20 protein-coding genes are annotated in these 21,609 nt (G+C 46.8%); 19 read left to right on the top strand and 1 reads right to left on the bottom strand.

Annotated elements, in window-relative coordinates; all coding sequences use genetic code 11:
* Positions 1–75: 75 nt before the first annotated feature.
* From KYJ26_RS12815 to KYJ26_RS12770, 10 genes are all read left to right on the top strand, one after another.
* Positions 76–258, top strand: a complete 183-nt coding sequence (locus tag KYJ26_RS12815; protein WP_034761313.1) for an SE1561 family protein — start codon at positions 76–78, stop codon at positions 256–258.
* Positions 259–441: 183 nt separating this feature from the next.
* Positions 442–888, top strand: coding sequence for a GNAT family N-acetyltransferase (locus tag KYJ26_RS12810; protein WP_219167652.1), 447 nt, complete (start codon positions 442–444; stop codon positions 886–888).
* A gap of 84 nt (positions 889–972) precedes the next feature.
* Positions 973–2,529: a fumarate hydratase gene (locus tag KYJ26_RS12805; protein WP_219167651.1), complete on the top strand. Its 1,557-nt coding sequence runs from the start codon at positions 973–975 to the stop codon at positions 2,527–2,529.
* A 133-nt stretch (positions 2,530–2,662) separates the two neighbouring features.
* The gene (locus tag KYJ26_RS12800; protein ID WP_219167650.1) at positions 2,663–3,235 is read left to right on the top strand and encodes a DUF4825 domain-containing protein; all 573 of its coding nucleotides are present in this window, start codon (positions 2,663–2,665) and stop codon (positions 3,233–3,235) included.
* Between the two features lie 193 nt (positions 3,236–3,428).
* Positions 3,429–4,202 (top strand): delta-lactam-biosynthetic de-N-acetylase, encoded by a 774-nt coding sequence (gene pdaA, locus KYJ26_RS12795; RefSeq protein WP_219167649.1) that lies wholly within the window; start codon positions 3,429–3,431, stop codon positions 4,200–4,202.
* 167 nt (positions 4,203–4,369) lie between these two features.
* Entirely contained in the window at positions 4,370–5,239 is an 870-nt protein-coding gene (locus tag KYJ26_RS12790) for a DNA-3-methyladenine glycosylase family protein (protein ID WP_219167648.1), read from the top strand.
* A 15-nt stretch (positions 5,240–5,254) separates the two neighbouring features.
* Complete coding sequence (gene rlmD / locus KYJ26_RS12785) at positions 5,255–6,655, top strand: 23S rRNA (uracil(1939)-C(5))-methyltransferase RlmD (protein WP_219167647.1); 1,401 nt, start codon at positions 5,255–5,257, stop codon at positions 6,653–6,655.
* Positions 6,656–6,841: 186 nt separating this feature from the next.
* Positions 6,842–7,963 (top strand): NADH-dependent flavin oxidoreductase, encoded by a 1,122-nt coding sequence (locus KYJ26_RS12780; protein ID WP_219167646.1) that lies wholly within the window; start codon positions 6,842–6,844, stop codon positions 7,961–7,963.
* 185 nt (positions 7,964–8,148) lie between these two features.
* Positions 8,149–8,343, top strand: coding sequence for a helix-turn-helix transcriptional regulator (locus tag KYJ26_RS12775; protein WP_219167645.1), 195 nt, complete (start codon positions 8,149–8,151; stop codon positions 8,341–8,343).
* 3 nt (positions 8,344–8,346) lie between these two features.
* Entirely contained in the window at positions 8,347–8,778 is a 432-nt protein-coding gene (locus KYJ26_RS12770) for a hypothetical protein (protein ID WP_219167644.1), read from the top strand.
* Positions 8,779–8,972: 194 nt separating this feature from the next.
* Here KYJ26_RS12770 and KYJ26_RS12765 read toward each other — a convergent pair whose 3' ends face one another.
* Positions 8,973–9,746, bottom strand: coding sequence for a TerC family protein (locus tag KYJ26_RS12765; RefSeq protein ID WP_219167643.1), 774 nt, complete (start codon positions 9,744–9,746; stop codon positions 8,973–8,975).
* A gap of 363 nt (positions 9,747–10,109) precedes the next feature.
* On the opposite strand from KYJ26_RS12765, the gene abc-f reads away from it, so the two are divergent.
* The 9 genes from abc-f to KYJ26_RS12720 all read left to right on the top strand — a co-directional run bounded on the left by abc-f (position 10,110) and on the right by KYJ26_RS12720 (position 21,521).
* Positions 10,110–11,741, top strand: a complete 1,632-nt coding sequence (gene abc-f, locus KYJ26_RS12760; protein WP_219167642.1) for a ribosomal protection-like ABC-F family protein — start codon at positions 10,110–10,112, stop codon at positions 11,739–11,741.
* A gap of 200 nt (positions 11,742–11,941) precedes the next feature.
* Complete coding sequence (locus KYJ26_RS12755; protein WP_257475030.1) at positions 11,942–13,006, top strand: sugar ABC transporter substrate-binding protein; 1,065 nt, start codon at positions 11,942–11,944, stop codon at positions 13,004–13,006.
* A 77-nt stretch (positions 13,007–13,083) separates the two neighbouring features.
* The gene (locus KYJ26_RS12750; RefSeq protein WP_219167641.1) at positions 13,084–14,604 is read left to right on the top strand and encodes a sugar ABC transporter ATP-binding protein; all 1,521 of its coding nucleotides are present in this window, start codon (positions 13,084–13,086) and stop codon (positions 14,602–14,604) included.
* A gap of 14 nt (positions 14,605–14,618) precedes the next feature.
* On the top strand, positions 14,619–15,791 hold the full coding sequence (locus tag KYJ26_RS12745) for a sugar ABC transporter permease (protein WP_219167640.1): 1,173 nt from the start codon (positions 14,619–14,621) through the stop codon (positions 15,789–15,791).
* 154 nt (positions 15,792–15,945) lie between these two features.
* Positions 15,946–16,926 (top strand): sugar ABC transporter substrate-binding protein, encoded by a 981-nt coding sequence (locus tag KYJ26_RS12740; RefSeq protein ID WP_308807560.1) that lies wholly within the window; start codon positions 15,946–15,948, stop codon positions 16,924–16,926.
* Complete coding sequence (locus KYJ26_RS12735) at positions 16,923–18,383, top strand: sensor histidine kinase (RefSeq protein ID WP_219167638.1); 1,461 nt, start codon at positions 16,923–16,925, stop codon at positions 18,381–18,383. Before KYJ26_RS12740 ends, KYJ26_RS12735 begins: the two co-directional genes overlap by 4 nt.
* Positions 18,358–19,878 carry a response regulator gene (locus KYJ26_RS12730; protein WP_219167637.1) on the top strand — a complete coding sequence of 507 codons (1,521 nt, stop codon included), beginning with the start codon at positions 18,358–18,360 and terminating at the stop codon, positions 19,876–19,878. The genes KYJ26_RS12735 and KYJ26_RS12730 overlap by 26 nt, the downstream gene beginning before the upstream one ends.
* 15 nt (positions 19,879–19,893) lie before the next feature.
* A complete protein-coding gene (locus KYJ26_RS12725) occupies positions 19,894–20,946 on the top strand; it encodes a sugar ABC transporter substrate-binding protein (RefSeq protein WP_219167636.1) in 1,053 nt (350 codons plus the stop codon).
* A gap of 131 nt (positions 20,947–21,077) precedes the next feature.
* Entirely contained in the window at positions 21,078–21,521 is a 444-nt protein-coding gene (locus KYJ26_RS12720; protein WP_219167635.1) for a hypothetical protein, read from the top strand.
* Positions 21,522–21,609: the final 88 nt, after the last annotated feature.

Here is a 21,609-nt window from a genome sequence, read left to right as displayed (position 1 = left end):
TGAGAAAGGGTCAGCCCTTGTCAATCGGAAAGTTATTGGTTACCATAGTAAACGTATTGAAAGGAGAGAGAACTCTTGGGTAAAGCTATCAATGATAAAGACTCACAAGTAAGTTATTTAAAACAGCGCCTGAACCTGTTCGTCGACGTTCTGGACTCGATCGACCCTGAACAAGCGGACATTGACGATATCGATCGCCTGATCGCCATGATCGATGATATAGAAGTAAAATGCGAGCAATTTAAGAAGAGTGAGTAAGAGTCCTTCGTGGGGCTCTTATTTTTTTGAGGGACGGACCTTGGTGGTGATAAAGTCCTCACAAAGGTCGATACTCCCATCTTCCATCCTATGCACCCCCTAAGACAAGAATGCACAAGCAGGATTTCTCCCCCAATATGTCTAACTTTAATACAACACTATCTATTAAAGGAGCGACACCCCATGATCATCACACCCATCGAAAAACACCAAAGCGAGCAGGCGAAAAATGTGATACTATCCGGATTCCTCGAACGGTTCGGATTCATCGATCATAGCCTGAATCCCGATATTCATGATATTTCACTTGAGTATGACGGCAATGAGCATCATTTTTTTGTAGGAAGAGAGAAGGACGAAATTATTTGTACCGGCGCGATCAGAAGAGAGTCCGAACACACCTATCAAATCGTCCGGATGTCCGTGCTTTCTCCCTACAGGAAATGCGGACTCGGCCGCATCATGCTTCAACATCTAGAAGAAAAAGCATACTCCCTCGGCGCACGCAGGCTCATCCTTGAAACGAACAAGCGGTGGGCGGACGCGATCCGTTTTTATCAAAATAACGGGTTTACTTATATGGAAGAAGACGAGGTTTCATGTTATTTCGAGAAGGAAATTCCATTGTGAAATCCCTTTCAATCTCATTCTTATAGGAGTATAATGATGTATGAAAATTACGACTGTTATTGAGATCTTTAGAGGGGGAGAACGATGAATAAAGAGACTTTTCAGCAAAGTATGTATGACTTAATTGTGGAAACATCCACGAACCTGCCAAAGGATGTACGACGTGCGATCCGATCGGCGAAAGCCCGTGAAAACGCAGGAACCCGTGCAGCGATGAGTCTGGACACCATTTCAAACAACGTAAAGATGGCGGATGACAATGTATCCCCGATCTGTCAGGATACAGGTCTTCCTACATTTAAAATAAAAACACCGGTCGGCGTGAATCAGCTTGAGATCAAAGAAGCGATCTACGCGGCCATGGTACAGGCAACGAAGGATGGAAAGCTTCGTCCAAACTCTGTAGATTCTTTGACGGGTGCTAACTCAGGGGACAATCTTGGCCTTGGGACGCCTGTCATCAAGTTCGAGCAGTGGGAAAAGGATTATATCGACGCTCGCCTGATTTTAAAAGGAGGCGGTTGTGAAAATAAAAACATCCAGTACAGCCTTCCATGTGAGCTTGAAGGACTTGGCCGCGCCGGACGTGACCTCGATGGAATCCGTAAATGCGTGATGCATTCGGTGTATCAGGCTCAGGGTCAAGGCTGCAGCGCAGGATTCATCGGTGTCGGAATCGGTGGGGATCGTTCTTCCGGTTATGATCTTGCCAAAGAACAATTATTCCGTTCCGTGGATGATGTGAATCCGAATGAAGATCTTCGTAAACTGGAAGAGTATGTGATGGACAATGCCAACGAGCTTGGAATCGGCACGATGGGATTCGGCGGGGAAACGACGCTTCTTGGTTGTAAAGTGGGAGTCATGAATCGTATCCCTGCAAGCTTCTTCGTTTCCGTTGCGTATAACTGCTGGGCATTCCGCCGTTTAGGTGTGAAGCTTGATGCGGCAACAGGTGGAGTTGAAGAGTGGTTCTATCAGGAAGGCGAAAAAATCGACCTTACTCAAGGGTCGGAAGCGGAGCTTGAAACGGCGGCGGCATCTTCAGATGAACAGCCGAATGTGGTGGTCCTTGAAGCGCCGATTACGGAAGAAAAAATCCGTGAACTGAAAGTGGGGGACGTCGTTCACATCAACGGCCGCATGTACACAGGGCGTGACGCAATCCACAAACATCTTAGCGAAAACGATGCACCGGTTGATCTGGACGGACAAATCATCTACCATTGCGGACCGGTCATGCTGAAGGACGATGAGGGCAATTGGCACGTGAAAGCGGCTGGCCCGACAACATCGATTCGTGAGGAGCCTTATCAAGGGGATATCATGAAGCGTTTCGGTATCCGTGCCGTCATCGGAAAAGGCGGAATGGGACCGAAAACCCTTGCTGCCTTGAAAGATCATGGCGGAGTGTACTTAAATGCCATCGGTGGAGCGGCTCAGTATTATGCTGATTGTATCAAAGGAGTAGACGGAGTGGATCTGATGCAATTCGGTATTCCTGAAGCAATGTGGCATCTGACTGTGGAAGGTTTCACAGCGGTTGTGACGATGGATTCACATGGTAACAGCCTTCATGAAGAAGTTGATAAATCTTCGTTGGAAAAACTGGCTCAGTTTAAGGAGAAAGTTTTTAACTAAGTTGAAAGTACCACCTCGTACAGGCTGCGGGGTGGTTTTTCTTATGGGTAATTATGTTAATATAAGTGAAGAAATGAAACTTGAAAGAACGTTCATACGTATAACATACAAATAGAAGAGCTGGAGGATTAGTATGATATTTAATAAACTATTCGGCATGTTGATTCTTACCTTGATGATTCTGTTGACCGGGTGTGCCGCGAATCCTGAAAAAGATGCGGATATCACCTCCATTGAAGATGTAAATCTGGATACTTTAAAAGAAAATAGCGGAACCTATGTGGGAGATAACTCTAAAGTTCAGGCAATCCTGCAAGAGCTGCCCGGAGGCGAAACAATCAAGGAAATCGATCTTTCCGGTGAAATGGTGAAGGTGACATACGGCTATGAGAAAGAAAGTAAGCTATCAGAAAGCGATGTGAATGAGTACTGGTTCGACGGCACCAACGTCAACCGGAAAAATTTCTACTACAACGCCATTTATCTGACACTACTCGTTCCCAATGCGAAAGAATATCACTTCACCGTCGATGAATCCATGGTATCGGTTTCCAGGGACAAAATGGTCGCCGGCCTATCCAAACAATTCAACGACTTCCCAAAAGGGGAAAACATCTGGGACAAAAAAGCCGTCGCCACCTTCATTGACGAACATGAAGGCAAACTGACCGAAATGGCGACGAAATATCAGACGTTTTTTGAATAGAGGGACGGACCTTTGGTTTGGGGAAGTGGCTGCAACGATTGTTAGAAGTGCTGCAACAAAAATGCATAATATTCCTCTGTCCCGATTACAAGCATAATCAGCGCATGAACCCATTTATGGATACTATTAGTACACATGAATCCTTCCACTTCTCAAAAACTAAGGGAAACGGAAGTGAAAGAAGGGTTCAACCATGCGAAAATCACTAAAAGTGTTGATAATAGCGGCAATCTTAGTATTGCTCATACCGGCCGAGGCTTATGCAGTATCCAATAATCCAATCGGCTGGGGATTCAAAAAGAGTCAAAATGAAGAGCAGCCGGAAGCGGGAGCTGCCTATGATCAGCTTCTTGAGAAGTACGATGCCTTCTATAAAGGTTCACCAGATAAAAAAGTACTCTACGTTACATTTGATAACGGGTATGAAAATGGCTACACAGAAAAGATCCTCAATGTATTAAAGCAGGAAAAAGTACCAGCCACGTTCTTCGTGACCGGTCATTATCTACTAAGCGCCGAGGATCTCGTCAAGCGGATGGTGAAAGAGGGACATATCGTCGGAAACCACTCCTGGCATCACCCGGACTTCACGGCAAGCTCAGATCAAAAGATCAGGGAAGAGCTTGAAAAAGTGAAAGTGAAAACGAAAGAATTGACCGGGCAGAAGGAAATGAAGTATCTGCGTCCGCCAAGGGGCGTCTTCTCTGAACGCACGCTTCAAATTGCGAAGGAGGAAGGCTACACCCACGTATTTTGGTCACTGGCCTTCATCGACTGGAAGACCGACCAGCAAAGAGGATGGAAATACTCTTATGACAACATTATGGCCCAGGCCCATCCAGGTGCCATCATCCTCCTGCACTCCGTCTCCAAAGACAATGCAGACGCACTCGAAAAAGCGATACAGGACCTCAAAAAACGGGGCTACACATTCAAAAGCCTCGATGAGCATCCAATGATGAAATAAGAGGGACGGACCTGCATTCCTAGGACTTGGTCCTAGGAATTGAGGTCCGTCCCTAAAATATATTCTTTTCGATTGAGGGATGGATCATTTAAAGGTCCGTCCCTCTTCTGTTCAAGCTGCTATGTGCTATAATACACATACAAGTTTTGTGCGGGAGGTTGAGGAGTATGGCAGTTAGGAATGTTACGATTGAGGGTCCGTATGATTTTGACCGGGTTTTGGAGCGGTTGGCACTGGATCCGTTGAATGCTGTGGATCAGGATGCCCGCAGTGTGAAGGTTCCTTATTATTGTCCAAGCGGGAATGGTGAAGTCATCCACGTGCAGGCGACAGGTTCGACAGATGAGCCTGAATTCAGCATCACCTTTGAAAACGAAGAGAATCTGGATGAGAAGCAAAACCGCATTTCTGATATTTTCCAATGGCAGACTGGACTTCATGAGATGCATGAGCATTTCATGCAAACAGACTTGAAGCCAATTTTTGAAGAGCATATCGGCACGCCGATCATCCTTGAGTTCGATCCCTTCGCCACCATCATCAAAAGCATCATCCATCAGCAGCTGAACCTGAAATTCGCCTTCACCCTGACCCATCGTTTTGTCACGACATATGGCTGGGAAAAGAACGGAGTATGGTTCTACCCATCTCCGGAAAAAGTATCAGCACTCACAGTGGAGGAATTGCGGGAACTGCAGTTCAGTCAGCGGAAAGCGGAGTATGTGATCGGAGTCGGACAAAAGGTGTCGAGTGGAGAACTCGATTTAGCCAAGCTCTCCACGCAAACGGACGAAGAGGTCATCAAAGAGCTCACGAAAATTCGAGGAATCGGACCATGGACGGCCCAAAGCTTCCTGCTATTTGGACTCGGCAGGCCAAACCTTTTCCCGAAAGCGGATATCGGCATCCAAAACGCCATCAAGAAACTGTTTCAAATGGAACAGAAACCGACCATGGATGAGCTGGACGAATTCAGCACGTCCTGGCATCCTTATTTAAGCTATGCATCACTGTATTTATGGAGAAGTATCGAATAGAACGGACGTGAACCAATGAAAAAGCAATACGCAAAAAAGCCACAACACAATGAAGTCAAAATTGAGCTCAAACAGCAGTTTCCTCTGACCATAAAGAAAATCGGCATCAACGGGGAAGGAGTCGGTTTCTTCAAGCGGAAGATTGTCTTCGTACCGGGAGCCCTCACAGGGGAAGAAGTGGTCGTCGAAGTGACCAAGGTTCACCCGAAATTCACCGAAGCCCGCATCAAAAAGATCCGGAAGAAGTCACCAGAGCGCGTGAAAGCCCCATGTCCTGTGTACGAACAGTGTGGAGGCTGCCAGCTCCAGCACCTATCCTATGAAGGACAGCTTGACGCAAAGCGCGACATCCTTCTTCAATCCCTTGAGCGCCACACGAAGCTCAAGCTTGAAGACATGGACATCCGCCAAACGATCGGCATGGACAACCCGTGGCATTACCGGAACAAAAGCCAATTCCAGGTGGGTACTCAAAATGGTAAAGCCATCGCAGGCTTGTACAGCATGAATTCCAATAAGCTCATCGACATCGACGAATGTATCGTTCAACACCCGCTCACAAACAAAGTGACAACAGAGATCAAGCGGATCATCAACGATTTCAATATCCCGGTCTACGATGATAAAAAGAAAAAGCCGCTCCTTAAAACGATCGTCACACGTGTCGGGTTTGAAACAGGGGAAGTACAGGTTGTACTCGTCACATCTGAGAAAAAAATCCCCCGCAAGGAATTGCTGATCAATGAAATTCAGAAACGACTTCCGGAAGTCGTTTCCATTGCTCAAAACATTAATCCGAAAAAAACGGCTCTCGTATTCGGGGACGAAACGATCCACCTTTCGGGCAAGGAAAGCATTGAGGAGCGTCTGGAAGAATTCACGTACGAGCTATCAGCCCGCGCTTTCTTCCAGCTGAATCCGATCCAGACGAGCAAGCTGTATAACGAAGCGAAAAAAGCAGCGCCCCTCACTGGTGAAGAAAAAGTCGTTGATGCCTACTGCGGTGTCGGTACCATCGGTCTGTGGCTTGCTGACGGAGCGAAAGAAATCCGCGGCATGGACGTCATCAAAGAAGGGATCGATGACGCGAAGAAGAATGCAGAGAAATTCGGAGTCGAGCATGCTGAATACTTCGTAGGCGGTGCTGAAACCCTCATGCCGAAATGGAAAAATGAAGGCTGGCGTCCCGATGTCGTCGTGGTGGATCCTCCGAGGACAGGCTGCGACAACAAGCTTCTCGATACGTTGAAAGAAGTGAAGCCGAAGACGTTCGTGTATGTATCGTGTAATCCATCGACACTCGCGAAGGATATCGATTATTTGAAGAAGCAGTATCGTGTCGAGTACTTGCAGCCGGTAGATATGTTTCCGCAAACCGCACATGTTGAGGTTGTGGCGAAGCTGGTGCTGAAATAAGAAGCAGTAAAAAATTTTTTTCAACTACTTGCTTAAAGCTCAATGTTAAAGCAAACAAGGGCATCCCTCATTCTTCTGGGGATGCCCTTTTTGAATCCCGCGGGCACATCCTCCAAGCAGATGTCTGTTCAAATACCATATCATCTATTAAGATGTCCCTTGAACAACCACAAGGAGGCAAAGATCATGAACAGCAAATACAAAGAGTTATTAACTCCCTATACATTCGAAAACGGCGTTGAATTAAAAAACCGCATCATCATGGCACCGATGACGAATTTCTCATCGGATGAGAAAGGCAATGTTACGGATGCAGAGGTTGCCTACTATGAAAGACGTTCAAAAGATGTCAGCATGGTCATCACGGCCTGCACATATGTTACGCCAGATGGAAAGGGATTCCCTGGTGAATTCGGCGGAGATACGGACGAAATGATCCCAAGCCTTGAACGTTTGGCCAAGGGAATCAAAGACCAGGGTGCAAAAGCAGTCCTCCAGATTTTCCACGGGGGTGTACAATGCCCGCCTGATCTTGTTCCTGACGGAGACGTTGTGAGCGCCAGTGACGTAATGGGTGAAAACGGCGAGAAGAAAGCCCGTGCCTTAACAGAAGCAGAGATCGAGAAAATCATCGAAGCGTTCGGTGAGACGACCCGCCGCGCGATTGAAGCAGGCTATGACGGAGTCGAAATCCATGGGGCGAATGGGTATCTGATTCATCAGTTCTTCTCCCCGATGACCAATCAGAGAGAAGACCGCTTTGGTGGCAGTCTTGAGAACCGTATGACGTTCCCACTTGCCATCGTGGATAAGGTGAAGAGCGTAGTCGCGGAGCATGCCGATCCATCTTTCCTCGTTGGATACCGTTTCTCACCGGAGGAGCCTGAAGAGAATGGATTCACGATGGGAGATACCCTTACTCTCGTGGATGCCCTGGCAGACAAGGACCTTGATTATCTTCACGTATCTCTGTTCGAATTCTTTTCGAAGCCAAGAAAAGGCGTGGAGGATTTAGAGAAAGCGAGAATCGACTATCTACTCGAAACCATCGGTGACCGTACACCTCTGATCGGGGTAGGGTCCATCTATTCTGCCGGTGATGCCGTGAAAGCATTTGGTTCAGGTGTACCACTGCTCGCTCTCGGCCGCGAACTCATCATCGATCCTGATTGGCTGAAGAAGATCAAAGAAGGAAGAGAAGATGAGATCGTGACGAAGCTTGATAAAGGAAAGCAGGAAGAATTGGTCGTTCCAGATCCGTTATGGAATGCGATTATGAATGCACCAGGCTGGTTCCCTGGAGTATAAGATTTCGATTAAGAATATCCTTAGAAAGAAAATGGCGTGCCATCTGACACGTCATTTTCTTTTTTTTATTGAATTAATTGGTGGTAACTTAACAAAATCCGCACAAAACAGATTACAAAATGTCATTTATAATTGACATTTTGTAATCTATTTAATAGTATATATATGGAAGGAGATGAATTTCCTTGAAAAACAAACGGATGAAGATAGCCCGCGTTGAATCTGATGTATCTCAAGAACAATTGGCAAGGATTGTCGGAGTCACCAGGCAAACCATTAATTTAATCGAAGCAGGTAAATACAACCCTAGTCTCAAGCTATGTATTGACATTAGCAAAGCACTGAATAAGACGTTAAATGATTTATTCTGGGAGGAATGAAGAATGATTGCTGAAAAAATTGTAAAAGAAATAAAATTGACCATTCTCGTATCGCTGCTTGTCAGCATGGCCCTTCTAGTTACGTGGTTCATTTTTGAAATATCCCATATTCCATTCGCCACCAAATCCCTCTTAGCCCTATCCCTTATTTCTTCTAGCACAGCACTGGCTTCTTTCCTAAAACTATTGAAAATAAAAAAGGATCCTAATGTGATGGTGTCCGAGACGGATGAACGATTGGTAGCAGAGAAAAATGAAGCCGATTCGAAAGCCCTGAAATTACTTCAAGGTGTTTTGTTTTTATCGTATTTGGGATACACATTTATCATTCCAGAGGATATCTTCAAATCGACCGGGTGGTGGATATCGTTGGGGACACTGCTTTTATCCCTGTTCGCTCCATTGATGTTTCGACGTATCACGAAAGAAATGTAAGTGAATCAGATGTTATTCCTTATAGTCATGTGGAAGTAATGACATGAAGAGAGGTGGAGGTAAAAATGGCCAATGGAATGTTTTTACTCATTATTGTATTAACAACAGTCATTATTATAAGAAGAAAAAAGAAATAGATCTTCAAAAAAATGGCATGGTCATATGACCACGCCATTTTCTCTTTCATTGCTTTTTTATTCCACATTTTGCTCAGAACCCTTATTACCGGGAGCAAACCAGCCCAACAAGGCAATCCCCACCAGTACTCCGTAGAAAATCAGGGTCCATACGGTACTATGCGGAAAATCATGATCTAGCACCCCGATATCCTCATGTGCAAGGGTAATGACGGCAAGCTTCACTCCGACCCAGGCAACAATGGCATAAGCTGTTGTTTCCAGTGCCGGCCGTTTTTCCAATAGTTGAACAAACCAGGTTGCCGCGTATTTGATCAGGATCAATCCTGCAATACCGCCAAGGACCACCACGATGAATTGTCCGCCATCCATGCCTCCGAAGTCCCCCAGTGGAGAGTCAGGGAGGCCGAGGGCAAGGGCGACTGCTGCGAGGATCGAATCGATGGCAAACGCAAGGTCTGCCAGGGCAATCTTCCCAACCGTCGGCCAGAACCCTTTGCCGGCCGCGTCTTCTTCCGTTTCTTCCTGATTCTTTTCATTATCCTTCCCAAACTTCGCTTTGATGACATGTTTTAGACCCAGATAAAGCAGGTAAGCTGCTCCGATCGCCTGGATCTGCCAGACATTTGCGATGAACGAAATGGCAAATAGGGCCACAAATCGGAAGGCGAATGCCAAGAAAATCCCGTATTTTATCGCTCGTTTCTTTTCATCATCTGGTAAATGCTTCGCAATAACTGCGAGAACGAGGGCGTTATCTGCTGACAATAAGCCCTCGAGGCCGATCAAGATTAATAAAGTCCATCCATATTCTAACCAAATTGATTCCAAGTATATCGCTCCCATCAAAAATGCAAGCTAAAAAGTAGTCCTTAGCTTATCTTACCACTTATTTTCCATCTCATACGAATCAAAAAGGGCTTTCCACTTATATGACTTTCATGGTATAGTGAATTTACTAAATATGACAGGAGTGATGGGTGGACGATGAAGCACTAATCTTATTTTCGAGACGTTTGAAATTCCATATTTCAAATCAACCTAAATAGGATTAGTCTGCCCATTTTTATATGCGTTTTTTGCTATTGAACGATGAATAGCTTTCTTTGTGTACGTGACCGGTACGGCTAATCCTTCCAGAACCATTGGGAGGATTTTTTTGTTCTCCCTTTTTTGAAGAGAGGGGAAGATACTATGAGAGAAATGTTGAAATTATTGAATATACGGTATGAATTAATGGATCAAAATATATTTGAAAAGGTGAATGGCAGCGTGCAGGAGGGAGACGTCATCGGGGTCATCGGGAATAACGGTGCCGGAAAGTCGACCTTGCTGCAATTAATCGCTGGTGAACGGACACCAACGGAGGGACAGATCCAATGGCTTCACCCCGATGTGACGATCACCATGGTGGAGCAGGAAACCGAAACCCATTCCACTGAAGGAATGACCCCAACACATTCCGCCTTACTGGATAAATGGCACGTTCCAAACCATGAATTTCAGCAGCTGAGCGGTGGAGAAAAGCTGAAGGCGAGGCTCGCAAAAGGGTTCTCGCAAAAGTCTGATCTGCTATTACTGGATGAACCGACCAATCATCTGGATCAGCCCAGCCTGGCGTTTTTGACGAAGCAAATAAAAGAGTGTAAAGGAACCATCATTCTTGTGTCACATGACCGTTATTTCTTGGATGAAGCCGTGACAAAGATCTGGTCCATCGAAGGAAAGACGCTCATGGAGCATAAAGGAAATTATTCGAGCTACATGGAGGTACGGAAGCAGAAAAGGTTGACTCAACAGCGTGAGTATGAGAAACAGCAGAAAATGGTGGAGCGGATCGAGAATCAGATGAAGGAGCTCACTTCCTGGTCCGAAAAAGCCCATGCACAGTCGACGAAACAGGAAGGCTATAAAGAATACTACCGCGTCAAAGCAAAACGTACGGACAGCCAGGTCAAATCCAAGCAAAAGCGTCTGGAAAGAGAACTGGAAAAAACAAAAATAGAAGAAGTCGAAAAAGAGCATAGCGTCCGTTTCTCCATCCAATCGACTCACAGAACGGGGAAGCGATTAATAGAAGTAAAGGGACTGAAGAAATCATTTGAGGGACGGACCTTATTCGAAAACGCCAATTTTACGATCCAGCACGGAGAAAAGGTTGCGATCACAGGACCGAACGGGAGCGGGAAAACGACACTGCTGAAGATCTTCATGGGAATGGAATCGACAGACGGTGGCATATGGATGTCGCCGTCCGCAAATATCGGCTACCTGACACAGGAAGTATTCGACCTCCCTCTTGACGAGACGCCGGGAGAGCTCTTCCATAAAGAAACCTTTACTGAACGAGGTAAAGTCCAGACGCTGATGAAGCATCTTGGATTTCAGACATCTCATTGGCATTCCCCGATTCGAAACATGAGCATGGGTGAACGGGTGAAGATCAAGTTAATGAAATACATTCTCGAGGAAAAAGACGTCTTGATCCTCGATGAACCGACGAACCACCTGGATCTCGCTTCCCGGGAGCAGCTGGAGGAAACCCTGTCTGAGTACAATGGTACCCTGATCGTCGTCTCCCATGACCGATATTTTCTTGAGAAAACGACGGGAATCAAGCTTGTGATAAAGAACGGGGCCATCATGAAACAGCTGGATGAACCGCCAGTTGAACGGGATGACAAGGAAGAACGGCGCATGAAGCTCGAGACGGAAAGGCAGGAAGTGTTGGGGCATCTGAGTTTTATGCTGCCAGGAGATGCGGGGTATGCAGAACTCGACAAGAAGTTTATCGAATTAACAAAACAAATCAATGAACTGAAGTGATAAAAGGGACGATCCGATTCGAAATCGGATCGTCCCTCTTTTTATGATATACACCAAAAAAGTCCAGACAATACCAAAAGAGTGCTAGTGAAAGCGATTACAAACATTCTGAATTCTCAATATAATTAACCTTGAGCTTGAAAACAAAGGGGGAGTAAGAAGTGAAGAAGACGTTAATGTTCATGGTTCTCATTCTATTTATGGGTATGCTTGCAGCATGTAGCAGTAGTACAGGTGGTAAGAAAGGCGTCAGTGTCGGGATCGTATTACCGACAAAGGACGAGCCGAGATGGGTTCAGGATGAAAAGCGCTTTAAAGATGCGTTGAAGGATTCCGAGTATACGACGGAAATCCTGTTCAGCCAAGGTTCTTCTGCCAAGGAAAAGGAAAATGTAGAAACATTGATCAATAAAGGGATCGATGTGCTGATCATTACACCACAGGATGGGGATGCGGCAGCAGCTGCTGTGGAGTCAGCGAAAAAAGAAGGAATTACGGTCATTTCATATGATCGTCTGATTACGAATACAGATGCGGTTGATTATTACGTAACATTCGACAGCGTCGCCGTTGGGGAAGCACAGGGACAATATCTGATCGATCACGCCGAGGGCAAAGATGTGCCACTTTATCTGTATGCCGGTGCAGCTTCTGATAACAATGCGTTCTTGTTCTTTGAAGGAGCCTGGAAAGTGCTTCAACCGAAAATTGCCGATGGTACATTCAAAATCGCCAATTCAAGCGAAGCGGAATCACTTAAAGACACAGCGGAGTTAAGCCGTGATGAAATGAGTAAAATCCTTGGTCAGGTGACAACGAACTGGGATCCAAACGAAGCGAAGAACAAAGCACAAACACATCTGACGGCTGCAGGGGCGGATATGAAGGGTGATGTGGCCGTTCTTGCACCGAATGATGGTACAGCCCGTTCCATCGCCGATGTATTCTCTTCAGACAAGGCTGTAACAAGCTTCGTCGTGACAGGTCAGGATGCGGAGAAAGCGTCTGTTCAATATGTGATCGATGGCAAGCAGTCCATGACGGTCTTCAAGGATGTGCGTACGCTCGTAACCGATGCAATGGGAATTGCCGTTGACGTCCTGGATGGAAAGACGCCTGAAACAACAGGTTCTTATGACAACGGTAAGAAAGATGTAGAAGCAAAGCAAACGGAAGTCATCGTAGTAGATCAAGAAAATGTGAAAGAAGAACTGATCGACTCAGGATATTATGAAGCGAAAGAATTCACAGGGTTGAAAGAATAACAGTAAACGGAATGGTGGCCGGGATGTCCGCCGCCATTCCGTATTGTCATTGCTTTTGTTAAAGGGGGTTAACTGTAATGAATAAGTATTTGTTGGAAATGAATGATATCTCCAAGGAATTTACGGGTGTGAAAGCACTGAGTGATGTGAATTTCAAAGTGGAAGAAGGAGAGATTCATTGTTTGATAGGTGAAAACGGGGCTGGGAAGTCCACGTTAATGAAGGTGCTGAGCGGGGTGTATCCCTATGGGACGTACACGGGGGACATCGTGTTCGATGGAGCCGTTCAGCAATTTAACAAAATCAGTGACAGTGTCAATACAGGGATTGCCATCATCTATCAGGAGCTGGCTCTCTTTCCGGATCTGACCGTCTATGAAAACATTTTCGCAGGCAATGAAGTGAAGCTTGGCGGCTTCATCGATTGGAACCGAACCATCGTGGAAGCACAAAAGCTCCTGAAGAAAGTGAAGCTGAATGTAAATCCGGATACCCTTGTGAGGGACCTCAGCGTAGGAAAACGACAGCTCGTCGAGATTGCAAAAGCGCTGAGTAAAGACGTGAAACTATTGATTTTGGATGAACCGACAGCGGCACTGAATGAAGATGATAGTGAGAACCTGCTTGAGCTATTGAAGGACCTGAAAAAACAAGGCATCACATGTATCATGATTTCACACAAGCTGAAGGAAGTCATCCACATCGCCGACAAGGCGACCGTACTCCGGGATGGAAAGACGATTTGCACCCTGGATGCATCAAAAGGGGAAGTGTCAGAAGGAATCATTATCAAAAACATGGTGGGCCGGGCCATTGAAGATATCTATCCGAAGCGACTAAATAAATCCCACGGCGAAAGCATATTAGAGCTTCAAAACTGGTCTGCTTATGATCCTCAGCTTGGCAGAGAGGTGGTCAAAGACGTAAATCTTCACGTGAAGAGAGGAGAAATTGTCGGAATTGCCGGGCTTATGGGTTCAGGCAGAACAGAGCTTGCATTGAGTATTTTCGGCAATGCGAAATCCTATAAGCTTGAAGGCAATCTTGTTTGGGATAACAGCCTTACCGCGCTGAAGCATACGAAGGATGCCATCAAAGCGGGAATCGCGTATGTCACAGAGGACAGGAAAGATGACGGGCTATTCCTACTGCAAGATATTAAAAGCAATATTTCCGCTGCCAACTTAGGGGGGATCTCTACGAAAGGGATCATCAATGACAATGAAGAGATCAAAGTGGCTGAACGCTATCATTCGTCCCTTCATATCAAGGCATCTTCCCTTGAACAGCTCGTCGGGAATCTGAGCGGGGGAAATCAGCAGAAGGTATCCATCGGAAAATGGCTCTTTGTCGGACCAAAGCTTCTCATCCTTGACGAGCCGACACGTGGAATCGATGTCGGGGCGAAGTTTGAAATCTATACAGTGATGAACGAGCTGATCGAACAAGGACTGAGCATCATCATGATCTCCTCCGAGCTCGGGGAGGTACTTGGGATGAGTGACCGTGTGTACGTCATGGCCCAGGGTGAAATCAAAGGGGAACTACAGGTGGAAGACGCCAATCAGGAAAAAATCATGGAGCTTGCAACGCAATAAGGGGGTAAAGACATATGAATATCTTTCAAGAAGCAAGAATGCTGATTCGCGACAACATCCGCGACTACGGCATGTATATTGCACTATTTGCTATCATACTGACATTTACATTCATGACGGACGGCTTATTCATTACGTCCAGGAACATTAGTAATCTATTGGACTCAGCAGGCTATATCGCCGTGCTTGCTGTCGGGATGACCCTGGTCATCGTCATCCGGCATATTGATCTGTCCGTTGGATATGCGGCGGGATTCCTCGGTGCCATTGCAGCGATTCTGCTTACTCAGGCAGGCCTTTCAACATGGCTTACGATACCGATCATCCTCGTCATAGGAGCCATTGTCGGCTTGTTCAACGGTTTGCTTGTGGCCCAGATCGGGATCCCATCTTTCGTGGCGACCTTAGCCGGGATGCTGATTTTCCGCGGAGCGCTTTTGCAGGTGACGGAGAAGACGGGGACCATCATCATCCAGGATGATCATTTCAATGCTATCGGAAACGGGTTCATCCCTTCCCTTATGGAAGTGAACGGACTTCATCTTCTATCCCTGCTCGTGGGGCTAGTCGGGATCGCCCTTTATATTTACAGTGAATTTTCAACGAGACGAAACAAGATCAAATATGATTTCGAAGTCATCTCTGCACCGATTTTTGCCGTGAAGCTCGTCTTCGTTTCGGCCATCATCGGATATGTGACTTGGATCCTTGCAGGATACCACGGCTTTTCATGGACGGTCATCATCATCCTGATCGTCGTCATCGTGTATCACTTCCTGACATCCAGGACGGTTCTCGGCCGCCATATCTATGCGGTGGGAAGCAACCCGGAAGCGGCTCATCTGAGCGGGATCAATGTTAAGAAAATCACGTATATCGTCTTCGGTTCGATGGGAATGCTTGCTGCGCTTTCCGGGATTCTGTTCACTTCACGTCTTCAATCGGCCACGACCACTGCCGGGACGTTATTCGAGCTGGATGCCATCGCAGCCGCCTACGTAGGGGGAGTGTCATCTGCCGGGGGTGTCGGGAAAGTAACGGGTGCCATCATCGGGGCCATCGTCATGGCTTCATTGACAAGTGGAATGAACCTTCTCGGTGTCGGGATTTCCTATCAATATATGATTCGCGGCGGAGTGCTTGCCGGTGCCGTCATCTTTGATGTGATGACCCGTAAGAAACGATAATGAAACGGCTGGATTCCTATGGGGTCCGGCCTCGTTATTTTTTTAAAAAAGTACGGATGTACAGGTGAATATCCAAAAAGTACTCGAACCTTCCCAAAGATTCCTGTGCTATGATAAAAGTAATAGTTCTAACTGTTGAGGGGGGATGTGTCAGGTGCGGAAAATTCGGTTTCTCGGACTGTTAGTAGTCGTACTTTTGTTATGTCATTTAACGTTTTTATCAGCGAAAAAAGTGTTCGAAGCCGAGGCGCATCTCCCGCAGGGAATCGGGATGTCAGGTGAGGACCGGCACAGGCTTGTGCTCATCACTCAGGACACTCAGACCCCGTTTTGGGACAAGGTAGCGAAAGGTGCAAAACGCCAGGCGGAAGAAGAAGGTGTGAACCTTGAAGTATGGGGAAGCTTCGGGAAGAATCAGGAAGAGTTCTTGAAAAACATCGAAATCGCCATTCAATCGAAGGTCGATGGCATCCTGATCCAGGGGACGGATACACCAGAATTCAAGGAGCTCACGAAGGTGAAGGCTTCCTTCAATGGAATTCCGGTGATTACCGTCGCCAATGATGTGCCGATGGAGGATAGTCTCAGGCGGACATATGTTGGATCTGATCAGTATGAAGCTGGAAAGCTTGTTGCAGAAGAGCTTGTCCGCAAGATGGGGGATTCAGGAAGGATTGTCCTCATGGTGGACCGTGATCAGGAATATTATCAGAAAGAACGGGTAGAGGGCATCGGGGATGTGATGAAGGGATACCCGGGCATTAAGGTTGTGGAAGGGGAAACGGGAAGGGCCAGGGATCAAATCATAACAGCCACACGGGATGTCATGAATCGCTATCCTGATATCGATGCGTTCATCTCTGTCAATGCAAGTAATCTCGGGGCCATGATCGATGAAATAAGTAAGCGCTCTCAAGAGGAGTCTTATTTCATCTATTCTTTTGATGATGGACCGGAATCAATGACGTTGTTATCACAGGGGCTGATCGATGGGGTAGTCGAGCAGGAACCGGAGAAAATGGGCCAATGGAGCGTACGCCTCATGGAAGAATGGCTGAACGGAGAAACCGTCCCCCTTGATGAGGACGGGTATCTGACGGGAATCAAGATCTTGAAAGTGGAGAAGGACCAATGACAAACATCCAGAAAAAGATCCTGACACTCACGACGGTGGTCATGGTCATCATGTCCGCCATCTGGCTTGCGCTTACATATTATAACTATCGCACGCATGAGCAATACAATGAGATCCTCAAGCGCTATCTGGATATGAATGAAGTATCAAGGGCAAGTCAGCAGGTCGTCACTGACTTGAACAACTATATGGTCGACGCCAATGCCGAAACCCTGCAGCAATTGGAAGAAAGCAAGGAGGGGGTCCAAAGAGCCAAGACCGGGGTCTATTCCCTCAGAAACCGGGATAACGACTTTACACTGACCAACTACCTTAACTTGATTGACAGCCTGGTCGAAACAACAGACCGATTCATCCTGTTCCAGAAAGAAAGGGATGCGGAAGCTTCTGCACAGGAGTTTGCAGAGGCAAACCGGATATCAGGCTATATCTCTGAGATGACCCTCACCCTGATCGATAAAGAATTGACGACGTATAACGTGATGTACAGGGGCATCATGGAACAGTCCGCAGAAGTCATCAAGCTTGGAATCTGGGGGCTCCTGCTCATAACGTGCCTTCTCCTGATTGCATCATACTGGTTCTCACTCGGGATCACACGACCGGTCTTCCAGCTGACCAGAGCCGCCAATGAATTGTCCAAGGGTAATTTCAGCCGGCAGGTGAAGGTGGAGGGAAGCGGTGAGATCGCCTTTTTGGCCAAGACGTTCGACCGGATGCGGATCAATATCAATAATCTTATTTCAGAAATCAAACAGAAAGCGACATTGGAACGGGAACTCCAGGAAAGCAAGCTCCTCCTGCAGGAAAGCCAATTCAGAAGCCTTCAGAGTCAAATTAACCCGCATTTCTTATTTAATACGTTAAATACTCTTTCAAAGAAAGCTTATCTGGAAGGGTCCGAGGAAACGAGCGACTTACTCGTCAGCGTGGCGGGGATCCTCCGCTATAATCTGAAGCGGCAAAACCGGTCGGTTACCTTAAGGGACGAAATACAGGTCCTTGAGCAATATATGCACATTCAAAAAGCCCGTTTCACAGACCGCCTGCAGCTGTATATGGAGGTCGATGAAAGCTGTCTGGACGCGAGAATCCCTTCATTGACCCTGCAGCCGATCGTGGAAAATGCCGTGATCCATGCGGTGGAACCGAAAGAGGATGGGGGTACGATCTGGTTCCGTGTTCGTGAAGAGAATGATTTTATCCTGATTGAGATCGAGGATGATGGCGTGGGGATGTCACAGAAAAAGATCCAACAGGTGCTCCATGAAGAAGTGCTTCCCGAAGGTCACTCAACAGGGATTGGATTTAGTAACGTTGTGAAACGCCTTCAATTATATTATGGATTTGAGGATGTCCTCAGGATCGAAAGTATCGAGGGTGAGGGGACCACTATTATGCTGAGAATTACAAGGGAAGGAGCAGGTACCTATGATCAAGCTACTTATAGTCGATGATGAACAGTTGGAAAGGGAAGGAATGCAGGCGATCTTAGAGAGGCATTTCCCTCACATAGGCATCCGGCAGGCCAAGAATGGAAATATGGCAGTAGAGTTGGCGAAAGAGTATTCCCCTGATCTGATCTTGATGGATATCAAAATGCCGGGGATGAATGGACTCGAAGCCATGGAAGCCATCAAAGCAGAACGGCCGGAAATCAAATTCATCATGGTGACGGCCTATGATACATTCACGTACATGAAGGCTGCCATCAAACTCGGTGCCAAGGACTATGTGTTAAAGCCGAGCAAAGCGTCTGAGATTGTCCACACCATCGGGAAAGTGCTTGAGGAGATTGAACAAGAACGTGAGCAGATTGTGGAAAGCCGGCAGGAGAAGGAAAAATGGCAAAAGGCACAGATGCTGGTCGAAATCGATGTGGTTACCCAGTTATTATTTGATCATGTACATGATGTTCATGTCGATATGCTCATGGAAATGCTTGATGTGCCTTCATCGCAGGAAATGTTCGTGATGGTCCTCATCCTTCCTGAGGGAGTGGAAAACCAGTATTCCGCCATCAGGAAGAGGGTCCTGAAGTGTGGATGGACCGGGGCTTTGTACGGAAGGCAGCTTCCCATGATCGTATTCAGGAAGCCCGGGTTCACCTATAGATCCCAGGCAACCACCCTGGCGAGGGAACTGCTCTCCCTTGCAAAGGGAAGCGAATGGTTCATCGGAATCGGGAAAGCGTACGATTCCCTGGACCAGGTCCGTCACTCTTATCAGGAGGCCATGCTCTCATCCGTCGATACAGGGCTGCGCCAGAAATACCGGTTTTTTGAAGACATCCCATTGGAACCGGAGAAGCGGAAGCAGGCCATGATGGATCAGAAGCATTTAATGGAGAATATCAGGCTTGGAAAGTGGGATCAGGTGCTTACGCAGTTCCATACTGCTTTTGCTCTGTTGGAGAAAGAACGGACACCACTCGTGTACACCCAGCAGCGGACCCTTGAGGTATTGTGGATGATCTCGAGGACCTTGAGTGAATGCGGCGTCGAAACGGACACGCCCCTTTTCCCGATTCAGCCCATGGATTACCGCCAGCTGAGGGAAGAAACTGAGCGACTCATAGACGGGATGAAGGACTCCTATGTAAAACGGTTTAACCAAATGGAGAGCGATACGTTCCAGCAGATCAAACAATTCATTCAAGACCATTCCCATGAAGACATTTCATTGGATACCCTCGCACAAAAAGTGAACTTGAGTCCCATTTACATCAGTAAGATGTTCAAGGAAAAACAGGGGATGAACTACATCGATTTTCTGACAGAGTGCCGGATGGAGAAGGCGAAAGTGCTGATGGGTGATATGGAGAAGAGCATAAAGGAAATCACATTCGAAGTCGGGTACCATGATCCGAATTATTTCAGCAAGGTGTTTAAGAAAGTGACCCGTTACTCTCCGAAAGAGTACCGAAAGACGTTGCTTGGACAACATGCATAAAGGGGAAGAGACGCCATGGTCCATTGGAAGAAAAGGTTAAGCATAAGCTGGTTATTGATCACCGTGCTGATGTTAGCTGCCTGCGAAGAGAAGGATCCCGTTGTTCAGGTGCATAAAGAAGAGGAGGAATCCCTTCCCGATGTCGTGAAGATCGGATTCTCAATGGATACACTTGAGGAGGAACGATGGGTGAGGGACCGTGACCTGTTTAAAAAGGCTGTTGAGGACCTGGGAGCGGAAGTGGAGATCATGGAGGCAAGGGGAAATGATGCCCTTCAGGTGCTTCAGGCAGAGACCTTGATCAGTCAGGGGATCGATGTGCTGGTGATCGTTCCGTATAACGCGGAAGCCGCAGCAGCCATCGTGCAGAAAGCCCATCGCGCAGGCATCAAAGTGGTTTCATATGACAGACTCGTCAAGAATGCCGACATCGACTTGTACGTTTCTTTCGATAACGAACGAGTCGGAGAACTTCAGGCGAGGGCCATCAAAGAACTGGTTCCGGAGGGGAAATACGTCTACATCGGCGGGGCCGATACAGACTACAATGCCCATCTGATGAAGAAAGGCGTCTTTAGCGTCCTGAATTCCCCTATTGACCTAGGTGACATCACGGTCGCATATGATCAGTGGACGGATAACTGGCTTCCGGCAAATGCCTATTCGAATATGAAAGAAGCCCTGAAAGCCAATCATAATGACATCGACGCCGTCATTGCGGCTAACGACGCAACCGCAGGAATGGCATTGAAAGCAATGGAAGAAGAGGGGCTGAAAGGGAAAATCCCCATCGCAGGACAGGACGCAGAGCTGGCTGCTGCTCAACGGATCGTTCAGGGCACCCAAACCATGACCGTCTACAAACCGATTGACACCCTTGCCCGTGAAGCGGCATCCCTTGCCATTGCTCTCGCCAAAGACGAATACATCGATACCGATAAAAAAATCAACAACGGTAAAATCGAGGTGCCTTCCGTCCTTCTGGAGCCCATTGCAGTGGATCGGGACAACCTGGATAGTACAATCATTGCAGATGGTTTTCATTCAAGGGAAGATGTGTATAGGTAATGTGAGGAAAGCACCCGGTATCGGGTGTTTTTTAATATAGAAATAGGAGAACGGGGTAAAAAGTATTTACTTAAATTTTCCAATTCCTGTATACTTAAAAGTATATAAATACGAAGGGGGATGGGGAAATAGTGAGGAAAATGAGTTTTATGCTAATAGCCGGTTTTTTACTCTTTACCGGTTGTTCCAATAGCGAACAGGTAGATACATACACCATGGAAGAAGCGACCGACAACGGAGACACGCTGGTGGATGAAGAGGGTGAGGTATCGAACCTCGATCAACTGCTGCGTTTTGTAGACGGGGTGCAGGAAAAGAAAGAATCCGATGTAACGGTATCGAACTTCTTCAACAACCAGGTCAGTATCAATGAACTATCGTTCGATGGAAATAAAGTCAACTATGTGTTAAAGACCGGAACAGGGGAAGAAAAGAGTCAGGCGGTATGTGAAGGAATTGAAGAAAAAAGCGGGTTCATCTCGTTGCAGGGATGTGACGGGGAAGAGGATGCCATAGGGATCGTTCAGGTTTCTGAGTACAATATTAACAAGAGCAGGGCTTCGATGAAAGATTGACGGGCATCCGGATGCGGGTGCTTTTTTATTTTGATGAGGGGTGTGGGTAGTACGTATATATATAGATGGTGGCAGTGCTGTGATGGAT

The sequence above is a fragment of the Rossellomorea orangium genome, from assembly GCF_019334305.1.
GTDB lineage: Bacteria > Bacillota > Bacilli > Bacillales > Bacillaceae_B > Rossellomorea.
Note: the sequence above shows the minus strand (reverse complement) of the source record. Positions and strands in the feature narration are given on the sequence as shown.

Excerpts from the sequence above, each read along its gene's own strand:
- KYJ26_RS12810 (WP_219167652.1), top strand. The coding sequence starts at position 442 with ATGATCATCACACCCATCGAAAAACACCAAAGCGAGCAGGCGAAAAAT.
- KYJ26_RS12805 (WP_219167651.1), top strand. The coding sequence starts at position 973 with ATGAATAAAGAGACTTTTCAGCAAAGTATGTATGACTTAATTGTGGAA.
- KYJ26_RS12800 (WP_219167650.1), top strand. The coding sequence starts at position 2,663 with ATGATATTTAATAAACTATTCGGCATGTTGATTCTTACCTTGATGATT.
- pdaA (WP_219167649.1), top strand. The coding sequence starts at position 3,429 with ATGCGAAAATCACTAAAAGTGTTGATAATAGCGGCAATCTTAGTATTG.
- KYJ26_RS12790 (WP_219167648.1), top strand. The coding sequence starts at position 4,370 with ATGGCAGTTAGGAATGTTACGATTGAGGGTCCGTATGATTTTGACCGG.
- rlmD (WP_219167647.1), top strand. The coding sequence starts at position 5,255 with ATGAAAAAGCAATACGCAAAAAAGCCACAACACAATGAAGTCAAAATT.
- KYJ26_RS12780 (WP_219167646.1), top strand. The coding sequence starts at position 6,842 with ATGAACAGCAAATACAAAGAGTTATTAACTCCCTATACATTCGAAAAC.
- KYJ26_RS12770 (WP_219167644.1), top strand. The coding sequence starts at position 8,347 with ATGATTGCTGAAAAAATTGTAAAAGAAATAAAATTGACCATTCTCGTA.
- abc-f (WP_219167642.1), top strand. The coding sequence starts at position 10,110 with ATGAGAGAAATGTTGAAATTATTGAATATACGGTATGAATTAATGGAT.
- KYJ26_RS12755 (WP_257475030.1), top strand. The coding sequence starts at position 11,942 with ATGGGTATGCTTGCAGCATGTAGCAGTAGTACAGGTGGTAAGAAAGGC.
- KYJ26_RS12750 (WP_219167641.1), top strand. The coding sequence starts at position 13,084 with ATGAATAAGTATTTGTTGGAAATGAATGATATCTCCAAGGAATTTACG.
- KYJ26_RS12745 (WP_219167640.1), top strand. The coding sequence starts at position 14,619 with ATGAATATCTTTCAAGAAGCAAGAATGCTGATTCGCGACAACATCCGC.
- KYJ26_RS12735 (WP_219167638.1), top strand. The coding sequence starts at position 16,923 with ATGACAAACATCCAGAAAAAGATCCTGACACTCACGACGGTGGTCATG.
- KYJ26_RS12730 (WP_219167637.1), top strand. The coding sequence starts at position 18,358 with ATGATCAAGCTACTTATAGTCGATGATGAACAGTTGGAAAGGGAAGGA.
- KYJ26_RS12725 (WP_219167636.1), top strand. The coding sequence starts at position 19,894 with ATGGTCCATTGGAAGAAAAGGTTAAGCATAAGCTGGTTATTGATCACC.